Source organism: Ensifer sp. 1H6, from assembly GCF_001976035.1.
GTDB classification, from domain to species: domain Bacteria; phylum Pseudomonadota; class Alphaproteobacteria; order Rhizobiales; family Rhizobiaceae; genus Ensifer; species Ensifer canadensis.
This window is the reverse complement of sequence record NZ_MOAI01000003.1, coordinates 14,846-29,801: the sequence shown is the minus strand read 5'-3', so window position 1 is coordinate 29,801 and position 14,956 is coordinate 14,846. Positions and strand designations below refer to the sequence as shown.

At 60.7% G+C, this 14,956-nt stretch carries 20 protein-coding genes; 12 read left to right on the top strand and 8 right to left on the bottom strand.

The features are described 5' to 3' along the window. Nucleotides 1-141 precede the first annotated feature (141 nt). Nucleotides 142-297 (top strand): hypothetical protein, encoded by a 156-nt coding sequence (locus tag BKP54_RS35755; RefSeq protein ID WP_156407888.1) that lies wholly within the window; start codon nt 142-144, stop codon nt 295-297. Next, nucleotides 294-638, top strand: a complete 345-nt coding sequence (locus tag BKP54_RS04660) for a DUF6105 family protein (RefSeq protein WP_025426622.1) — start codon at nt 294-296, stop codon at nt 636-638. Before BKP54_RS35755 ends, BKP54_RS04660 begins: the two co-directional genes overlap by 4 nt. Here BKP54_RS04660 and ruvX read toward each other — a convergent pair. Next, entirely contained in the window at nt 581-1,069 is a 489-nt protein-coding gene (ruvX, locus tag BKP54_RS04655; RefSeq protein WP_025426623.1) for a Holliday junction resolvase RuvX, read from the bottom strand. The genes BKP54_RS04660 and ruvX overlap by 58 nt on opposite strands. Before the next feature lie 82 nt (nt 1,070-1,151). On the opposite strand from ruvX, the gene BKP54_RS04650 reads away from it, so the two are divergent. The 4 genes from BKP54_RS04650 (at nt 1,152) to BKP54_RS04635 (ending at nt 4,437) form a co-directional block, all read left to right on the top strand. Next, nucleotides 1,152-1,856 (top strand): metal-dependent hydrolase, encoded by a 705-nt coding sequence (locus BKP54_RS04650; protein ID WP_025426624.1) that lies wholly within the window; start codon nt 1,152-1,154, stop codon nt 1,854-1,856. A 110-nt stretch (nt 1,857-1,966) separates the two neighbouring features. After that, nucleotides 1,967-2,254, top strand: coding sequence for an Asp-tRNA(Asn)/Glu-tRNA(Gln) amidotransferase subunit GatC (gene gatC, locus BKP54_RS04645; protein ID WP_025426625.1), 288 nt, complete (start codon nt 1,967-1,969; stop codon nt 2,252-2,254). A gap of 70 nt (nt 2,255-2,324) precedes the next feature. Beyond that, nucleotides 2,325-3,806, top strand: a complete 1,482-nt coding sequence (gene gatA, locus BKP54_RS04640) for an Asp-tRNA(Asn)/Glu-tRNA(Gln) amidotransferase subunit GatA (RefSeq protein WP_084814298.1) — start codon at nt 2,325-2,327, stop codon at nt 3,804-3,806. Nucleotides 3,807-3,933: 127 nt separating this feature from the next. Further along, nucleotides 3,934-4,437: a GNAT family N-acetyltransferase gene (locus tag BKP54_RS04635; protein WP_025426627.1), complete on the top strand. Its 504-nt coding sequence runs from the start codon at nt 3,934-3,936 to the stop codon at nt 4,435-4,437. 89 nt (nt 4,438-4,526) lie between these two features. Here BKP54_RS04635 and BKP54_RS04630 read toward each other — a convergent pair whose 3' ends face one another. Both BKP54_RS04630 and BKP54_RS04625 read right to left on the bottom strand, forming a co-directional pair. After that, nucleotides 4,527-4,781 (bottom strand): YjhX family toxin, encoded by a 255-nt coding sequence (locus BKP54_RS04630; RefSeq protein WP_025426628.1) that lies wholly within the window; start codon nt 4,779-4,781, stop codon nt 4,527-4,529. 172 nt (nt 4,782-4,953) lie between these two features. Next, entirely contained in the window at nt 4,954-5,265 is a 312-nt protein-coding gene (locus BKP54_RS04625; RefSeq protein WP_025426629.1) for a DUF1294 domain-containing protein, read from the bottom strand. A 149-nt stretch (nt 5,266-5,414) separates the two neighbouring features. Between BKP54_RS04625 and gatB the strand changes: the two genes are divergently transcribed. From gatB to BKP54_RS04600, 5 genes are all read left to right on the top strand, one after another. Further along, entirely contained in the window at nt 5,415-6,917 is a 1,503-nt protein-coding gene (gene gatB, locus BKP54_RS04620; RefSeq protein WP_025426630.1) for an Asp-tRNA(Asn)/Glu-tRNA(Gln) amidotransferase subunit GatB, read from the top strand. A 3-nt stretch (nt 6,918-6,920) separates the two neighbouring features. Continuing rightward, nucleotides 6,921-7,418, top strand: coding sequence for a GNAT family N-acetyltransferase (locus BKP54_RS04615; protein WP_025426631.1), 498 nt, complete (start codon nt 6,921-6,923; stop codon nt 7,416-7,418). 133 nt (nt 7,419-7,551) lie between these two features. Beyond that, a complete protein-coding gene (locus BKP54_RS04610; protein WP_084814297.1) occupies nt 7,552-8,022 on the top strand; it encodes a GNAT family N-acetyltransferase in 471 nt (156 codons plus the stop codon). A gap of 108 nt (nt 8,023-8,130) precedes the next feature. Continuing rightward, the gene (locus tag BKP54_RS04605) at nt 8,131-8,526 is read left to right on the top strand and encodes an NADH:ubiquinone oxidoreductase subunit NDUFA12 (protein WP_025426633.1); all 396 of its coding nucleotides are present in this window, start codon (nt 8,131-8,133) and stop codon (nt 8,524-8,526) included. 127 nt (nt 8,527-8,653) lie between these two features. Beyond that, on the top strand, nt 8,654-9,106 hold the full coding sequence (locus tag BKP54_RS04600) for a DUF2155 domain-containing protein (RefSeq protein ID WP_025426634.1): 453 nt from the start codon (nt 8,654-8,656) through the stop codon (nt 9,104-9,106). Between the two features lie 357 nt (nt 9,107-9,463). Here the strand turns inward: BKP54_RS04600 and aat are convergent, their stop codons facing one another. The 5 genes from aat to BKP54_RS04575 all read right to left on the bottom strand — a co-directional run bounded on the left by aat (nt 9,464) and on the right by BKP54_RS04575 (nt 13,264). After that, entirely contained in the window at nt 9,464-10,078 is a 615-nt protein-coding gene (aat, locus tag BKP54_RS04595; RefSeq protein WP_025426635.1) for a leucyl/phenylalanyl-tRNA--protein transferase, read from the bottom strand. A 9-nt stretch (nt 10,079-10,087) separates the two neighbouring features. Further along, nucleotides 10,088-11,431 carry an acetyl-CoA carboxylase biotin carboxylase subunit gene (gene accC / locus BKP54_RS04590; protein ID WP_025426636.1) on the bottom strand — a complete coding sequence of 448 codons (1,344 nt, stop codon included), beginning with the start codon at nt 11,429-11,431 and terminating at the stop codon, nt 10,088-10,090. A 12-nt stretch (nt 11,432-11,443) separates the two neighbouring features. Continuing rightward, a complete protein-coding gene (gene accB / locus BKP54_RS04585; RefSeq protein ID WP_025426637.1) occupies nt 11,444-11,908 on the bottom strand; it encodes an acetyl-CoA carboxylase biotin carboxyl carrier protein in 465 nt (154 codons plus the stop codon). A gap of 23 nt (nt 11,909-11,931) precedes the next feature. Further along, complete coding sequence (gene aroQ, locus BKP54_RS04580; RefSeq protein ID WP_025426638.1) at nt 11,932-12,378, bottom strand: type II 3-dehydroquinate dehydratase; 447 nt, start codon at nt 12,376-12,378, stop codon at nt 11,932-11,934. Between the two features lie 118 nt (nt 12,379-12,496). Next, entirely contained in the window at nt 12,497-13,264 is a 768-nt protein-coding gene (locus BKP54_RS04575; RefSeq protein ID WP_025426639.1) for a DsbA family protein, read from the bottom strand. Between the two features lie 491 nt (nt 13,265-13,755). Here BKP54_RS04575 and BKP54_RS04570 point away from each other — a divergent pair, with 491 nt between their 5' ends. Beyond that, nucleotides 13,756-14,913 carry an aminotransferase class I/II-fold pyridoxal phosphate-dependent enzyme gene (locus BKP54_RS04570; RefSeq protein WP_025426640.1) on the top strand — a complete coding sequence of 386 codons (1,158 nt, stop codon included), beginning with the start codon at nt 13,756-13,758 and terminating at the stop codon, nt 14,911-14,913. Nucleotides 14,914-14,956: the final 43 nt, after the last annotated feature.

Genomic DNA, 14,956 nt, shown 5'->3' with positions numbered 1-14,956 from the left:
AGCGCCTTGGCGGGTCGGGCTGGCTGCAGTCGGACAGGAGCCTGTGAAAATTAACCTTAACAAGTGGTTTACATTGCGTGACCGCCGGCGAGCGTGGACAGTGGTTGGGTAACGCAAAGAGATCCGGAAGGGAGCGGTTCGGTGAGAACTGGTCTTTTGATCATCATGATGATGTTTTTCGCCGGACTGGCGCTCGATATCGTGGTTCCCGCAATGGTTCTGCTTGCCTTGGTACTGGCAGACCGCGCGATCTATCCATTGTTCTATCGACGCATATCGGAAAGGGGGGCCGCATGAAGTGGTTTCTGATCCTGTGGGCATGCCCCGTCATGTTTTTGGCCGCCTGGTACGGCCTTTCCTACTACGACATGAGCTTCGGATTCTTCATGCTGACGCGCCAGACCCATGACCTGGTCTTCCAGGTCTACGGCAACGTGCTCGGCATTCCGCCGGAAAGCATTCCGCCGCTCGTCGCCCGCGCCATCATTGTCGACAGCTTCATCGTTTTCGGCATCATCGCCTTCCGCAAGCGTCGTGAGCTTGCAGTCTGGTATCGCCGCTGCTTTGGTGCAGTGGCCGCTCAGTCGGCCGAAGCGCCGTCCCTGGCAAGGGACGCCAGCCTGTCGAGCGCCCCTTGAAGAATGAAGGATGCGGCAGCCGAGTCGATGCGCTCGGCCCGCTTCTTGCGTGATACGTCCATTTCAATCAGCACCCGTTCGGCCGCGACGGTCGAAAGCCGCTCATCCCAGTAGACGAAGGGCAGGGGCGTCTTCTCGACCATGTTTCGCACGAAAGCGCGGGTCGCCTGACACCGGGGCCCTTCGCTGCCGTCCATGTTGACCGGCAGGCCGATGATAAGGGCCGCAACCCGTTCCTTCTCGGCCACTGCCAGAAGCGTCACCGCATCGATGCCGAATTTGACCCGCCGGATCACCTCGCGCGGCGTTGCGATCCGGCGTCCAAGGTCGGACACCGAGATGCCGATCGTCTTGGTGCCGAGATCGAGGCCGGCGATGGCCTGGTTGGGCTGAAGCTGGCTCGCGAGCTCTTCGATGGTCAGAATTGTCATTTGATTTGCCGATTCGATCTTTGCAGGTGTTCGATCCGTTCCATATAGCTGGTCCAAGGCGCAAATCATCTGGGAGAATGTCATGAAGATCAAATGGCTCGGCCATTCCGCTTTCCACATCGAAACGGCAACGTCGAAGATCCTGATCGATCCCTTCTTCACCGGCAACCCGGCCTTCCTCGACAGCGAGCGCAAGGAGGTGACGACCGGGCTCACCCATATTCTGCTGACGCACGGTCATGGCGATCATGTCGGCGACACCGTCGCAATCGCCAAGGAAACGGGAGCCGTGGTCGTTGCGAACTTCGATCTCTGCATGTGGCTTGGGCGCCAGGGCGTTTCGGCGATGGAGCCGGGCAACACCGGCGGCACCATTCATCTCGCCGGCTTTTCCGCCACTTTCGTCAATGCGCTGCATTCTTCGGCACAGATTACCGAAGACGGCGTTTCGCATTCGCTCGGCAGTGCTAACGGCCTCGTTCTGCATTTCGAGGATGAACCGACGCTCTACCATATGGGCGACACGGACATCTTTTCGGACATGGCTCTGGTAGAGGAATTGCACCAGCCGGAGATCGGCCTCGTTCCAATCGGCGACCGGTTCACCATGGGAGGCGCCGTGGCCGCACTTGCCTGCCAGCGCTATTTCAAGTTCTCGACCGCCATTCCCTGCCACTACGGATCCTTCCCGATCATCGATCAGACGCCGGAAAACTTCGTCGTCGGCATGGACAGCGCCTCGACCAAAGTGGCAACACCGGCCGTCGGTGGCGTAGTGACCGTCTGACGGCGAAGGCCGTCAGCACCGCGGCAGGCGAGCGATCGGGCGATTCCCCCGTTGCGCGCCTCGCCGCGCACCATTATAGCGGGGGAAAGTTCCAGATACCGGAGACGACCATGTCCGTAGACCTTGCCACCGTGAAGCGCGTCGCGCGCCTCGCCCGCATCGCCGTCAGTGAAGATGAAGCCACGCGAATGGTGGGCGAAATCAACGGCATCCTTGGTTTCGTCGAGCAACTCTCCGAAGTGAATGTCGATGGCGTAGAACCGATGACGTCGGTGACGCCGATGGACATGAAGAAGCGCCTTGACGTCGTGTCCGATGGCAGCAAGGCCGACGATATCGTTGCCAATGCTCCCAATACCGATCGCAACTTTTTCCTCGTCCCGAAGGTCGTCGAATAATCCGACCACCTGCCGCCCCGGCGTCCCTGATTGCGCCCGGCGTCCCTGATTGCGAAAGTCCGATTTCATCATGACCGAACTCACCAGCCTTACGATCGCCGAAGCCCGCACCAAGCTTGTCGCCAAGGAAATCACCGCCGTTGAACTGACCGACGCCTATATCGCGGCGATCGATTCCGCCAATGAAGCGATCAATGCCTATATCGCCGTCACGCCGGACAAGGCGCGCGAAATGGCCAAGGCATCGGACGCGCGCATCGCGGCCGGCAAGGCCGGCGCGCTCGAAGGCATTCCGCTGGCCATCAAGGATCTGTTCGGTACCGAAGGCGTGCACACGCAGGCCTGCAGCCACATTCTCGATGGTTTCGCCCCGCGCTACGAATCGACCGTGACCCAGAACCTCTGGAACGACGGCGCCGTGATGCTCGGCAAGCTCAACATGGACGAGTTCGCCATGGGCTCCTCCAACGAAACCTCTTACTACGGTGCCGTGAAGAACCCCTGGCGCGCCAAGGGCTCCAACCTCGATCTGGTCCCGGGCGGCTCGTCGGGCGGCTCGGCCGCTGCCGTCGCCGCGCATCTGTGCGCCGGTGCGACCGCAACCGATACCGGTGGCTCCATCCGTCAGCCGGCCGCCTTCACCGGCACCGTCGGCATCAAGCCGACCTATGGCCGCTGCTCGCGCTGGGGCGTCGTCGCCTTTGCGTCGTCGCTCGATCAGGCCGGCCCGATTGCCCGTGACGTGCGCGACGCCGCGATCCTTCTGAAGTCGATGGCAAGCGTCGACGCCAAGGACACGACCTCCGTCGATCTGCCGGTGCCGAACTACGAAGCTTCGATCGGACAGTCGATCAAGGGCATGAAGATCGGTATTCCGCGCGAATACCGGGTAGACGGCATGCCGGAAGAGATCGAAGCCCTGTGGCAGCAGGGTATCGCCTGGCTTAAGGATGCCGGTGCCGAGATCGTCGACATCACGCTTCCGCACACCAAATACGCGCTGCCGGCTTACTACATCGTCGCTCCGGCCGAAGCGTCTTCGAATCTTGCCCGCTACGATGGCGTCCGCTACGGCCTGCGCGTCGACGGCAAGGACATCGTCGACATGTACGAGAAGACCCGCGCAGCCGGCTTCGGCCAGGAGGTCAAGCGCCGCATCATGATCGGCACCTATGTGCTTTCTGCCGGCTATTACGACGCCTACTACCTGCGCGCCCAGAAGGTTCGCACGTTGATCAAGCGCGACTTTGAACTCGCTTTCCATGCGGGCGTCGACGCGATCCTGACGCCGGCGACACCGTCCTCCGCGTTCGGCATCGCCGACGAGGATCTCGCATCGGATCCGGTCAAGATGTACCTCAACGACATCTTTACGGTGACGGTCAACATGGCCGGCCTGCCGGGCATCGCCGTTCCCGGCGGCGTCGATCACAAGGGCCTGCCGCTTGGTCTGCAACTGATCGGCAAGCCGTTCGAGGAAGAGACCCTCTTCAAGACCGCCCATGTGATCGAGCAGGCAGCCGGTCGTTTCGCGCCCACCAAGTGGTGGTAAAACGCTAACGGCGCAGCACCGCAAGCGTGCTGCGCCGCGATCGCCGCGACTGGTGTGTCAGCCAGCGTCCTTGACGCGTCACACATGACGCGCGACGCTTCAGTGACGCGGAGAGGGGGGCCGCGCCATGCCCGTGATCCGTCATGCTCGAGAGGATGAGGTTGGTGCTCTCACGGCCGTAGGCCTTCGCGCCTGGGAAGGGGCGATTGTCGGCCTTGCCGATGTCGGTCGGATGAGGCGCCTGGCGGAGAACGCCTTTGGCGATTTTCTTGCCAATCATTGGCTCTCCGTTTCGCTGATCGAAGTTGATGGCCGGCCGCGTGGCTGGGCCGCTCGCGAGAACTTCGACGAGATGATCTCCGATCTGTGGATCGAGCCGGAAGCCCAGAGGCGGGGGCTCGGCGGTCGTCTGCTCGCCGACATTGAGCTTCGCATCTCAAACGACGGCTTCGACGCAGCGAAAACCAAGACGCACGCCAAGAACACAGCAGCCATCGGCTTCTTCCGCAAACACGGCTACGGGGTCACCTGGCTGTCGACCTCCTATGCGCCCAAGCTTGATCGCGATGTCGAGTACATCGGGCTGGGCAAGCCGCTTGCTGTTACCGATCTCGGCCTTTACGGCCGCTAGGTGATAAGAGATACGATCCCTAATCGCGGCATACCGTAAGGGCTGGAGAAAATGCCGGGCGATACCCGGCATCCTCATGGTTTCGCCGATCAGCGATTGTTGAGTTCCGACCGGACCAGGCGCAAGCCCCGCTCGGTGATGCGATAGGGTTTGCCGGCCGATGACGAGATCGCTTTCTTGCGCTTCAGCTTGCGGAAGAGTTCGAGGTCGAAGCCCGGATAGACCCATCCGTCGCGCGTGAAGCATCTGATGTCGATGATCGTCTTGTCGTCGCGGGTAATTTCGATACGGCCGCCTTGGGCCAAATGATGAAGAATGCGCTGCTCAGCGCGTGAGATATCCATATCTGAATGTTCCGGAATAGCGTTCGTGAGAACGCAGAAAAACGTTCCGCAAATCTTGGGAAAAGCGGGGTTACGTTTCCGGCCCGTGCGCGCAATCTATGAGAAAGCGGGCAGGGGCCTTACCGGGACTCAGACGATGTGAACATCAAAACTCCATTCGAACGAACGCTTCCTAGAAGAGACCGACGAAAGCGTCAATATATCCGCTCGCAAAGATTGCGCAGGCAACCGCCACAATCATCTGGAACAGGACGATCAGAATGAGATGTGTTCGAAACGGCTCCTTGCGTGTCTTGTGCCTGAAGACCTGGCGACCGGCCATCGCACCGATGCTGCCGCCGAAAAATGCCGATTGCAGCAACGTCCGCTCGCTGATGCGGCGCCAGCCTGATCGCGCCGCGTGCTTGTCGTACCAGAATTGGCAGAAGCTCGTGATGTTGATCGCGACAAGGAAACACAGGAGACTGGCAGCGGTGAGGGCCATGTCCACCTTTTGCCATAGCGACCGCTAAGCGGCGGTTAAACCGTGCGCCACGTCATCGCGGGGCGGCTGATCGCGCCTAACAACTTGCACCATTGCGGCAATTGCTCTACCGAGAAACCAAGAATTCAGGCTTCAAAGAAGAGCATGATATGAGCATTGTCGACGTCCGCACTCCCGATTCCAAACGCTTCATCCCTGGCGCCACTGGCGACTGGGAGGTTATCATCGGCATGGAGGTCCATGCCCAGGTGCTTTCCAATTCGAAGCTGTTCTCGGGTGCATCGACCGAATTCGGCAAGCCGGCGAACGCCAACGTGTCGCTTGTCGATGCGGCCATGCCTGGCATGCTGCCCGTCATCAACGAGGAATGCGTCAGGCAGGCGGTCCGCACCGGCCTCGGTCTCAAGGCCGTGATCAACAACCGCTCGATCTTCGACCGCAAAAACTACTTCTATCCCGACCTGCCGCAGGGCTATCAGATCTCGCAGTTCAAGGATCCGATCGTCGGCGAAGGCAAGATCATCATTTCCGTCGGGCCTGATCGCCAGGGCCAGTTCGAAGACGTCGAGATCGGCATCGAGCGCCTGCATCTCGAGCAGGATGCCGGCAAGTCGATGCACGACCAGCATCCGTCGATGTCCTATGTCGACCTCAACCGCTCCGGCGTGGCGCTGATGGAAATCGTCTCAAAGCCCGACATGCGGTCGTCCGACGAGGCCAAGGCCTACATGACCAAGCTGCGTTCGATCGTGCGATACCTCGGCACCTGTGACGGCAACATGGACGAAGGTTCGATGCGCGCCGACGTCAACGTTTCGGTCCGTCGCCCCGGCGAAGGTTTTGGCACGCGCTGCGAAATCAAGAACGTCAACTCCATCCGCTTCATCGGTCAGGCGATCGAATATGAAGCGCGCCGTCAGATCGGAATTCTGGAAGACGGCGGCTCTATCGACCAGGAAACGCGCCTGTTCGACCCGAACAAGGGCGAGACACGCTCCATGCGGTCCAAGGAAGACGCGCACGACTATCGCTACTTCCCGGACCCGGACCTGCTGCCGCTCGAATTCGACCAGGCCTTCGTCGATGCGCTGAAAGCCGACCTGCCGGAACTGCCTGACGACAAGAAGGAACGCTTTGTCAGCGCCATGGGCCTGTCGGTCTATGACGCCTCGGTGCTCGTTTCCGAAAAGTCGATTGCCGACTATTTCGAGGCTGTGGCCGAAGGCCGTGACGGCAAGATCGCTGCAAACTGGGTCATCAACGACTTGCTCGGCGCCTTGAACAAAGCCGGCAAAGCTATTGAAGAGACTCCGGTTTCCCCTGCCCAGCTCGGCGGCATCATCGATCTCATCAAGGCGGAGACGATTTCCGGCAAGATCGCCAAGGACCTCTTCGAAATCGTCTGGAACGAAGGCGGAAATCCTGCCGAGATCGTTGAAGCGCGTGGCATGAAGCAGGTAACAGACACCGGCGCCATCGAGAAGGCGGTCGACGAGATCATCGCCGCCAACCCGGACCAGGTTGCCAAGGTGCAGGCAAAGCCTTCGCTCGCTGGCTGGTTCGTCGGCCAGGTGATGAAGTCGACCGGCGGCAAGGCTAATCCGCAGGCCGTTCAGGCACTGGTCAAGGCCAAGCTCGGCATCGAGGAATAAACGATGTTCTTCGTCCGCACGGCGAGCGAGCGCGATCTGGAAAAGGTTCGCGCGCTGCTCGTCGAGACGTGGCACGCGACCTATGACACCTTCTATGGCGTCGAGAAGGTCAACGAACTGACGGGCCGCTGGCATTCGCTACCGGCGCTCAAGGTCCGGCTAGAGCGCAAGGACGCGGAATTCCTGGTTGCCGACGATGGTCGCAGCATTGGCGGCATGGGCTATGCGTCCATGTCAGATACGTTGAAGAAGACCGTGGTGCTCCACCAGCTTTACGTCCTGCCGAAACTGCAGAGGCAGGGCATCGGCCGCGACATTTTCGCCGAACTCGAAACCTGCTTCCCGGATGCCGAGCGCATGCGGGTCGAGGTCGAGCCGCAGAACCTTCATGCCCTCGCATTCTACCGGACTCACGGCTTTTCCGAAGTCGGTCAAACCAGCGATTGCGGCGACGACCAGTCGGGGCTTCTGGCACTCATCCTCGAAAAACCGTTGGTCTGACGCCGTCGTTCCTCTGAGGTTAGCGGCCGTCGCCTTCCTCCGGGGAAGATCGCGCGGTTAGGGTTGGCTGTCGCGAAACGCTAGCCTTCTGATGATTGATGCTCGGTGCTGATGGTGACGCCCGGAGGAAAACATGCACGCGCTGACTGACTTGGATATCCGCAAGGCCGAGCGGGCTGATCTACCGGCGATCATCGCGCTCTTTGCCGCCGACGACGTTGGCGGACACGGTGACACGGTCGAGCCGGAGGCTTTCGACGACTATCTCGCGGCCTTCGCGCGCATCGAGGCATCACCGCTTCAAACCCTTTATGTCGCCCGCCTCGGTGAAGAAGTGGTCGGCACTTTCCAGGCAACATTATTGACCTCGCTTCCTGGACGCGGCCGGCCAAGACTGCTGATCGAGGCCGTGCAAACCCGTAAAGACATGCGCGGCCGTGGCATAGGCGCACGCATGATACGTCATGCGAGCGAGCGTGCGCGCGAGGAGGGGGCAGCAAAGGTCCAGCTCTCCTCTAATGCGACGCGCACCGACGCGCATCGCTTCTACGAACGTCTCGGTTTTGTACGCAGCCATTTCGGGTTCCACATGCCGCTGAAATGACTGTGTTTGCCTCGGAATCACTGGACAAGCCTGGAGTGGCGGGGCATAAGCGGGGACATAGTTTTGGTATCCGGCCGCCTTCCCAACGGTCGGTTGAGGACGGCATCCATGAAGCTCCTGCTGCAGATTTTCACCTGGTGGAACCAACAGACGATCGGAACGCGGTTTCATACCTGGCGTAACGGTCAACGTGTCGGCGAAGACGAGCTCGGCAACGTCTATTATCAGGGCGGTAAGGACTCCGAAGGCCGGACGCGCCGTTGGGTGATTTACAACGGTTATGCCGAAGCCTCTGCTATTCCGGCCGGCTGGCACGGCTGGATGCATCACCGCACCGACGTTTCGCCGGCTGACGAAAAATACGTCGCTCGCGAGTGGCAGAAGCCACATCGTCCGAACCCGACTGGTACGGCCAACGCTTACCGGCCGCAGGGTTCGATCGCCGGTACCGGTGCGCGTCCGCGCGTAACGGGTGATTATGACGCCTGGACGCCGGGCTCCTGAGACGCTTGTCGTCGGACAAGGCGCGCCGCCCGCGAAATGGTCCGATGACCACGGGGCGGCCACATTTCATGTTTAGCGCCTGATATCCATCAACGGTGAATGCGAAGCGCGCGGGAGACAGGCGGGAATGGCGGGTTCTTATCTGCGGAAAACAATCGGCCAGATGTCGAGCCGGCTCTGTGTCGCTGCGCTTGCCGCGCTGCCGATGATTTCCTCGGCCGGTACGGCCGAGGCCGCGCGGGTAAACAACGCCGTCGCCGTGTTTTCCGGCATCGACAAGATCACCGGCCGCATCACGACCTTTGACGTCTATATCGGTGAGACCGTCCAGTTTGGCGCCCTGCAGGTAACGCCGCGCGTCTGCTATAACAGGGACGACACGGAAGCTCAGAAGATCACCACCTTCGTCGAGGTCGACGAGATTACGCTTGACCGCAAGATCAGGCGGATCTTTACCGGCTGGATGTTTGCCGACAGCCCCGGCCTCAACGCCGTCGAGCACCCCGTCTATGATGTCTGGCTGCAGTCCTGCAAAGCGACGTCGGACCTGCCGCCACCGGATACTGCCTCCAAGAGGTAGCCTTGCCTGGCAGGCGCCCTTGAACGCGGCTGCGATATGCCCTCAATTTTTCTGTGCCAACCCGCTCTTCGGTGCGCCGGAACGAGCGCGCACAACGGGCGGCGGTGGACCATCTCGTGATGGTTTCGCTTCGCGGACGTCCGCACCGGCCATGCCGTGACAAGCCGTCCGTAATGTCTTGGAAGTCCAGTAGAATAGCTCCCGCAAATAAATTTGGCAAAACAAAGCGATAGAGCGGTTGCGCGACTCCTTTTGTGAGCGGGCGATGCTCTGGCGCGGACATCCCTGGGCACTTTGAAGGGTCTGAGACGGGGTGGAAATGGGCGTTTGCACCGGGGGCTCAGGTCGACGATGAGCTCAAAACGATAGATCCGGAGAGTTCATCGCATTGGCGAGCATGATCTCATACTCCGCCTTCGGCACGTCGATCGCACCGAAGGACTTGAGATGCTCGGTCGTGAACTGGGTGTCCAGCAATTCAAAGCCCTTGGCGCGCAGGCGCTCCACCAGATGCACGAGGCAGATCTTGGACGCGTTGGTGCGTCTGGAAAACATGCTTTCGCCGAAAAATGCCGAGCCGAGTGAGACGCCGTAGAGACCGCCGACCAGCGCATCGTCCTCCCAGGCTTCGACGCTGTGCGCGTAGCCCATCGAGTGAAGCGTGGCGTAAAGCGAGCGGATCTTGTTGTTGATCCAGGTGGTCGGGCGATCCGGCGCCGGCGCGGCGCAGCCTTCCATCACGGCCTCGAAGGCGGTGTTGAAGCGGATGTCGAAGTGGCTCTTGCGGATTGTCTTTGCAAGACTGCGCGAGACGTGAAAGCCATCGAGCGGAATGACGCCGCGGATTTCCGGCTCGACCCAGAAAAGCTCTGGATCGTCAGCCGAATCGGCCATCGGAAACAGGCCTATGGAATAGGCGCGCAGCAGCATGTCCGGTGTTACGTCGGGTTGCTTGCTGCGCGTCCCTTTCAATGCACGGTCCTATTCGGACGTCGTGGCCAGATGGTGCTCCAGCCAATGGATGTCGTATTCGCCGTTCGCGATATCCTGATTGTTGATCAGGTCCTGGAACAGCGGCAGCGTCGTCTTGATACCATCGATGACGAATTCGTCGAGCACGCGACGAAGGCGCATCATGCATTCGACACGGGTCCGGCCATGGACGATGAGCTTGCCGATCAAGCTGTCGTAGTAAGGCGGGATACGGTAGCCCTGATAGGCACCAGAATCGACGCGAACGCCGAGACCGCCCGGTGCGTGGAAATGCGTGATTGTGCCCGGCGAGGGGACGAAGGTGCGCGGATCTTCGGCATTGATACGGCACTCGATCGCGTGGCCGGAAAACACGATGTCTTCCTGCTTGACCGAAAGCCCGCCACCCGATGCGACGCGGATCTGTTCGTGCACCAGGTCGATGCCGGTGATCGCTTCGGTGATCGGATGCTCCACCTGGAGGCGGGTGTTCATTTCGATGAAATAGAACTCGCCATTCTCGTAGAGGAACTCGATCGTGCCTGCGCCGCGGTACTTCAGCTTTTTCATCGCATCGGCGCAAACCTGGCCGATCTTCATGCGCTGCTCGACGTTGAGGGCAGGGGAGTTTGCCTCTTCCCACACCTTCTGGTGGCGCCGCTGCAAGGAGCAGTCACGCTCGCCGAGATGGATCGCATTGCCTTCGCCGTCGCCGACGATCTGGATTTCGATGTGGCGCGGCTTGCCGAGATACTTCTCCATGTAAACAGCGTCATTGCCGAAGGCCGCAAGCGCCTCGGAACGAGCGGTTGACACGGCCTCGTCGAGGTCAGCCTCGGTCTTGGCGACTTTCATGCCGCGGCCACCGCCGCCGGCGGTCGCCTTGATCAGAACCGGGAAGCCGATCTTGCGCGCGGCTTCGAGGGCGTTCTCAGGCTTCACTTCGCCGTCGGAGCCCGGAACCACGGGGATGCCAAGTTCCTGCGCCGTCTTCTTGGCGGTGATCTTGTCGCCCATGATGCGGATATGTTCCGCCGTCGGACCGATGAAGGTGATGTCGTGGGCGTCGAGGATTTCGGCGAACTTGGCGTTTTCCGACAGGAAGCCGTAACCCGGGTGCACGGCGTCAGCGCCGGTGATTTCGCAGGCGGCGACGATCTGGTGAATGTTCAGATAGCTATCGCGCGACGGCGGAGGACCGATGCAGACGCTTTCGTCGGCCAGACGCACATGCATGGCGTCGCTGTCAGCCGTGGAATGGACGGCCACCGTCGCGATGCCGAGTTCCTTACAGGCGCGCAGTACGCGAAGGGCGATTTCGCCGCGATTGGCAATGAGAATTTTCGAGATCATCGCAGCGCCGCCTTATTCGATTACGATCAGCGGCTCGCCATACTCGACGGGGGCTGCGTCCTGGACGAAGATTTCGGTCACCTTGCCCGAACGCGGGGCAGGGATCTGGTTCATGGTCTTCATCGCTTCGATGATCAGGACCGTCTGACCTTCCTTGACCACGGTACCGACCTCGATGAACGGGCGGGCGCCTGGGGCCGGCGCGAGGTAGGCCGTACCGACCATCGGAGCCGTTAAGGCGTTTTTGGAATTGCGGCTGGTCTCGGCCGGAGCGACAACTGCAGCGGGCTGCGCAGCGTGGACGGCCGGCTGGGCCTGGTAGGTCGGCATCGACATGGCGACCGGCGTGCCGGCGCGCGATACGCGGATGCGGAGGTCTTCCTGCTCCACTTCGATCTCGGTGAGATCCGTGTCGTTCAGGATATTGGCGAGATCGCGGATCAGCGCCTGGTCGATACCGGGTTTCTTGTCAGCCATGGGATATGAGCCTCGTGTTCTTTTTATTTCGACGTTTCTGTCAGGTTCTTTAGCGCATGCAGCGCCAGAATGTAACTCTGCGCGCCGAAACCGCAGATGACGCCTTTGACCGCCGGGGCGATCATCGACTTGTGGCGGAATTCTTCACGCGCGTGGATGTTGGAAAGATGCAGTTCGACCACCGGGATGCCGATTGCGCGGATGGCATCGTGCAGCGCGATCGACGTATGGCCGTAGGCTGCCGGATTGATAGCGACGCCCGCCGCCTTTTCGCCGGCCTCATGCAGCCAGTCCACAAGCGTGCCTTCGTGGTTGGATTGCCGAAAATCGACCTCCAGTCCCAGCGTCTTGCCTTCCGTGGTGCACATCGCCTCGATGTCGGCGAGTGTCTGGCCGCCATAAATCCCCGGTTCGCGCTTGCCGAGCGCATTGAGGTTGGGGCCGTTCAGCACGAAAATTTTGGTGGGCATGCGGGATTCCGGTCCAGTGATAGAGGGTTACCTATAGACTGATGGTCCCGCGAGGAAAAGCCCTTTGGGTCCTCGCGGGATTTGTCCACAGTTGGGACGGGACGGCCAATGCAGGCGGTCAGCAGGCGGTCTTGCCGCAGCTGCGCATATTGGACACTTTGGTGCTGATTTCCTCGGCACCGACGGCTCCGAACACCGCCTCGTTGCCAATCACGTAGGAGGGCGTGCCGGTGATGCCGAGATCGTTGGCAAGGGTGTAGGCCTCGCGTACCGCGGCATCATGCGGCTCTTTTTCCATCTTGGCGCGCAGCTGCTTTTCGGTGACGCCGAGCTTGCCGGCAACGGCAATCGCCGTTTCCTCGGTTGCGCGGTCCTCGCCGCCGAGCAGGGCCCGATGGAACTCGCCGTACTTCTCCGGCGCGGCGAGACGGAATGCAGCGCTGACCTTGTGGGCAGCCAGCGAATCCGGGCCGAGGATCGGCAATTCCTTCAGCACGAAGCGGATGTTCTTGTCCTTCGACAGGATCTCGTCCATGTCCGTCAGCGCACGTTTGCAATAGCCGCAGTTGTAGTCGTAGAACTCGACGACGGTGACGTCTCCATCAGGATTGCCGAGTACCATGTCGTAGTCTGAGTTGAAGATCGCCTTCTTGTTTTCGGCGATCGCACCTTCAGCTGCTTCCTGCTGCTTGGCGCGCTGCTTTGTAGCCAGCGCCTCCTGGACTTCGAGCATGATTTCCGGATTGGCGAGCAGGTATTCCTTGATGAAGGCGCCAAACTCTTCCTTCTGTTTCTGGTCGAGCGCGAGTGCGCTTTGCGGCAAGCTGACCCCTGCCATGAACGCGGCGAGCGTTCCGGCGGCAATCATTTTCGTGCTGAAATTCATTTCTACCTCGTTGTCTCTGCCTGCCCTGTCTGTCGTCCATGTCGCGATACGGCGTCAATGCGCGCTTGTAAAAGACAACAGGAATCTCCAACACCGCAACACGCGGGCAGCATAGGGTGGGCTCCGGCGAAACGAAACGGCAAAATCGGCGGAAATACGGCGCTCGCGCACTTGTGAAGCTTTAAACGATCGGGCAAGGGGGCGGCATGTAGTACCAATCTGTGCTGATATTGACCCATTGCGTCGGAGCGATCTTGGTTTCTGGCGAGGAGACACCATGTGGTCCGGTGAGGATTGTCGACGCTATCCGGAGGCCAGAAGCGCCCGGCCCTTCGGGCGGGCCTTGTGCCGGCCACGGCAGCTTCACAATCCTCGACCGATGCCAAGGCATCGCTCGGCGGTACGCTCCCGCCCGGATGACCGCACACGGTCCCAAACAATAGGTCAATATCAGCGCAGGTTGGTATAGGCCGCTTCTTGAGGATATTACCTTGGTAGAATTGTCGAACCGCAGTGCTATCGAACCCTTTCATGCCATGGACGTGCTGGCCGAGGCAACGCGCCGACGCGACGCCGGCCATCCGGTGATTTCGATGGCTGTCGGCCAACCGGCGCATCCTGCGCCGAAGGCGGCTTTGGATGCGGCGCGCAAGGCGCTCGAGCATGGCCGGCTCGGCTACACCGACGCACTTGGCACCTTGTCTCTCAGAACCGCGATCGCCCGGCACTATCAAAAGCGCCACGGTATAGCGCTTGACCCGCAGCGCATTGCCGTGACCACCGGGTCGTCAGCCGGGTTCAATCTTGCCTTCCTCGCGCTTTTCGACCCCGGCGATTGCGTCGCAATCGCGCGACCCGGATATCCAGCCTACCGCAACATTCTCGCAGCGCTCGGCCTGACGGTCGTGGAGGTCGAGGCCAATGCCGAGAGCGGCTTCACGCTGACGCCGGAAAACCTGGCGCGTGCTGCCGCGAAGATCGGGCGCCCGCTGAAGGGCGTGCTTCTGGCGAGCCCGGCCAATCCGACAGGAACGGTCACGGGCAAAGCGGGGCTCAAGGCGCTTGCCGACTACTGCCGCGCCGAAAACATCGCCTTCATCTCCGACGAAATCTATCATGGGCTGACCTTCGCCGGTGAAGAGGCAAGTGCACTGGAGGTGACCGACGACGTCTTCGTCATCAACTCCTTCTCCAAATACTACTGCATGACCGGGTGGCGTATCGGCTGGATGGTGCTGCCGGAACTGCAGGTTCGCGGCTTTGAGCGTATCGCCCAGAGCCTCTACATTTCGCCGCCGGAGCTGTCGCAGATCGCGGCGGAGGCGGCGCTCGGTGCGCAGATTGAGCTCGATGGCTACAAGGCGGCCTATGCGGCCAATCGCGATATGCTGTTGAAGCGCCTGCCGGAGATCGGCTTTTCGATCGCGTCACCGATGGATGGCGCTTTCTATGCCTATGCGGATGTCAGTCGCTTCACCAATGACAGCATGGCATTTGCCCGGCGGATGCTGGCGGAAATCAACGTGGCGGCAACGCCCGGCTTCGATTTCGATCCGCTTGAAGGGCATCGTACGATGCGGTTCTCCTATGCCGGATCGATAGCCGACATGACCGAAGCGATGGAGCGGATCGCCCGCTGGATCGCCTGATCCTCTGTGGTTTCATCGAGTTGCGGCCTTTTCCGGACTCTTT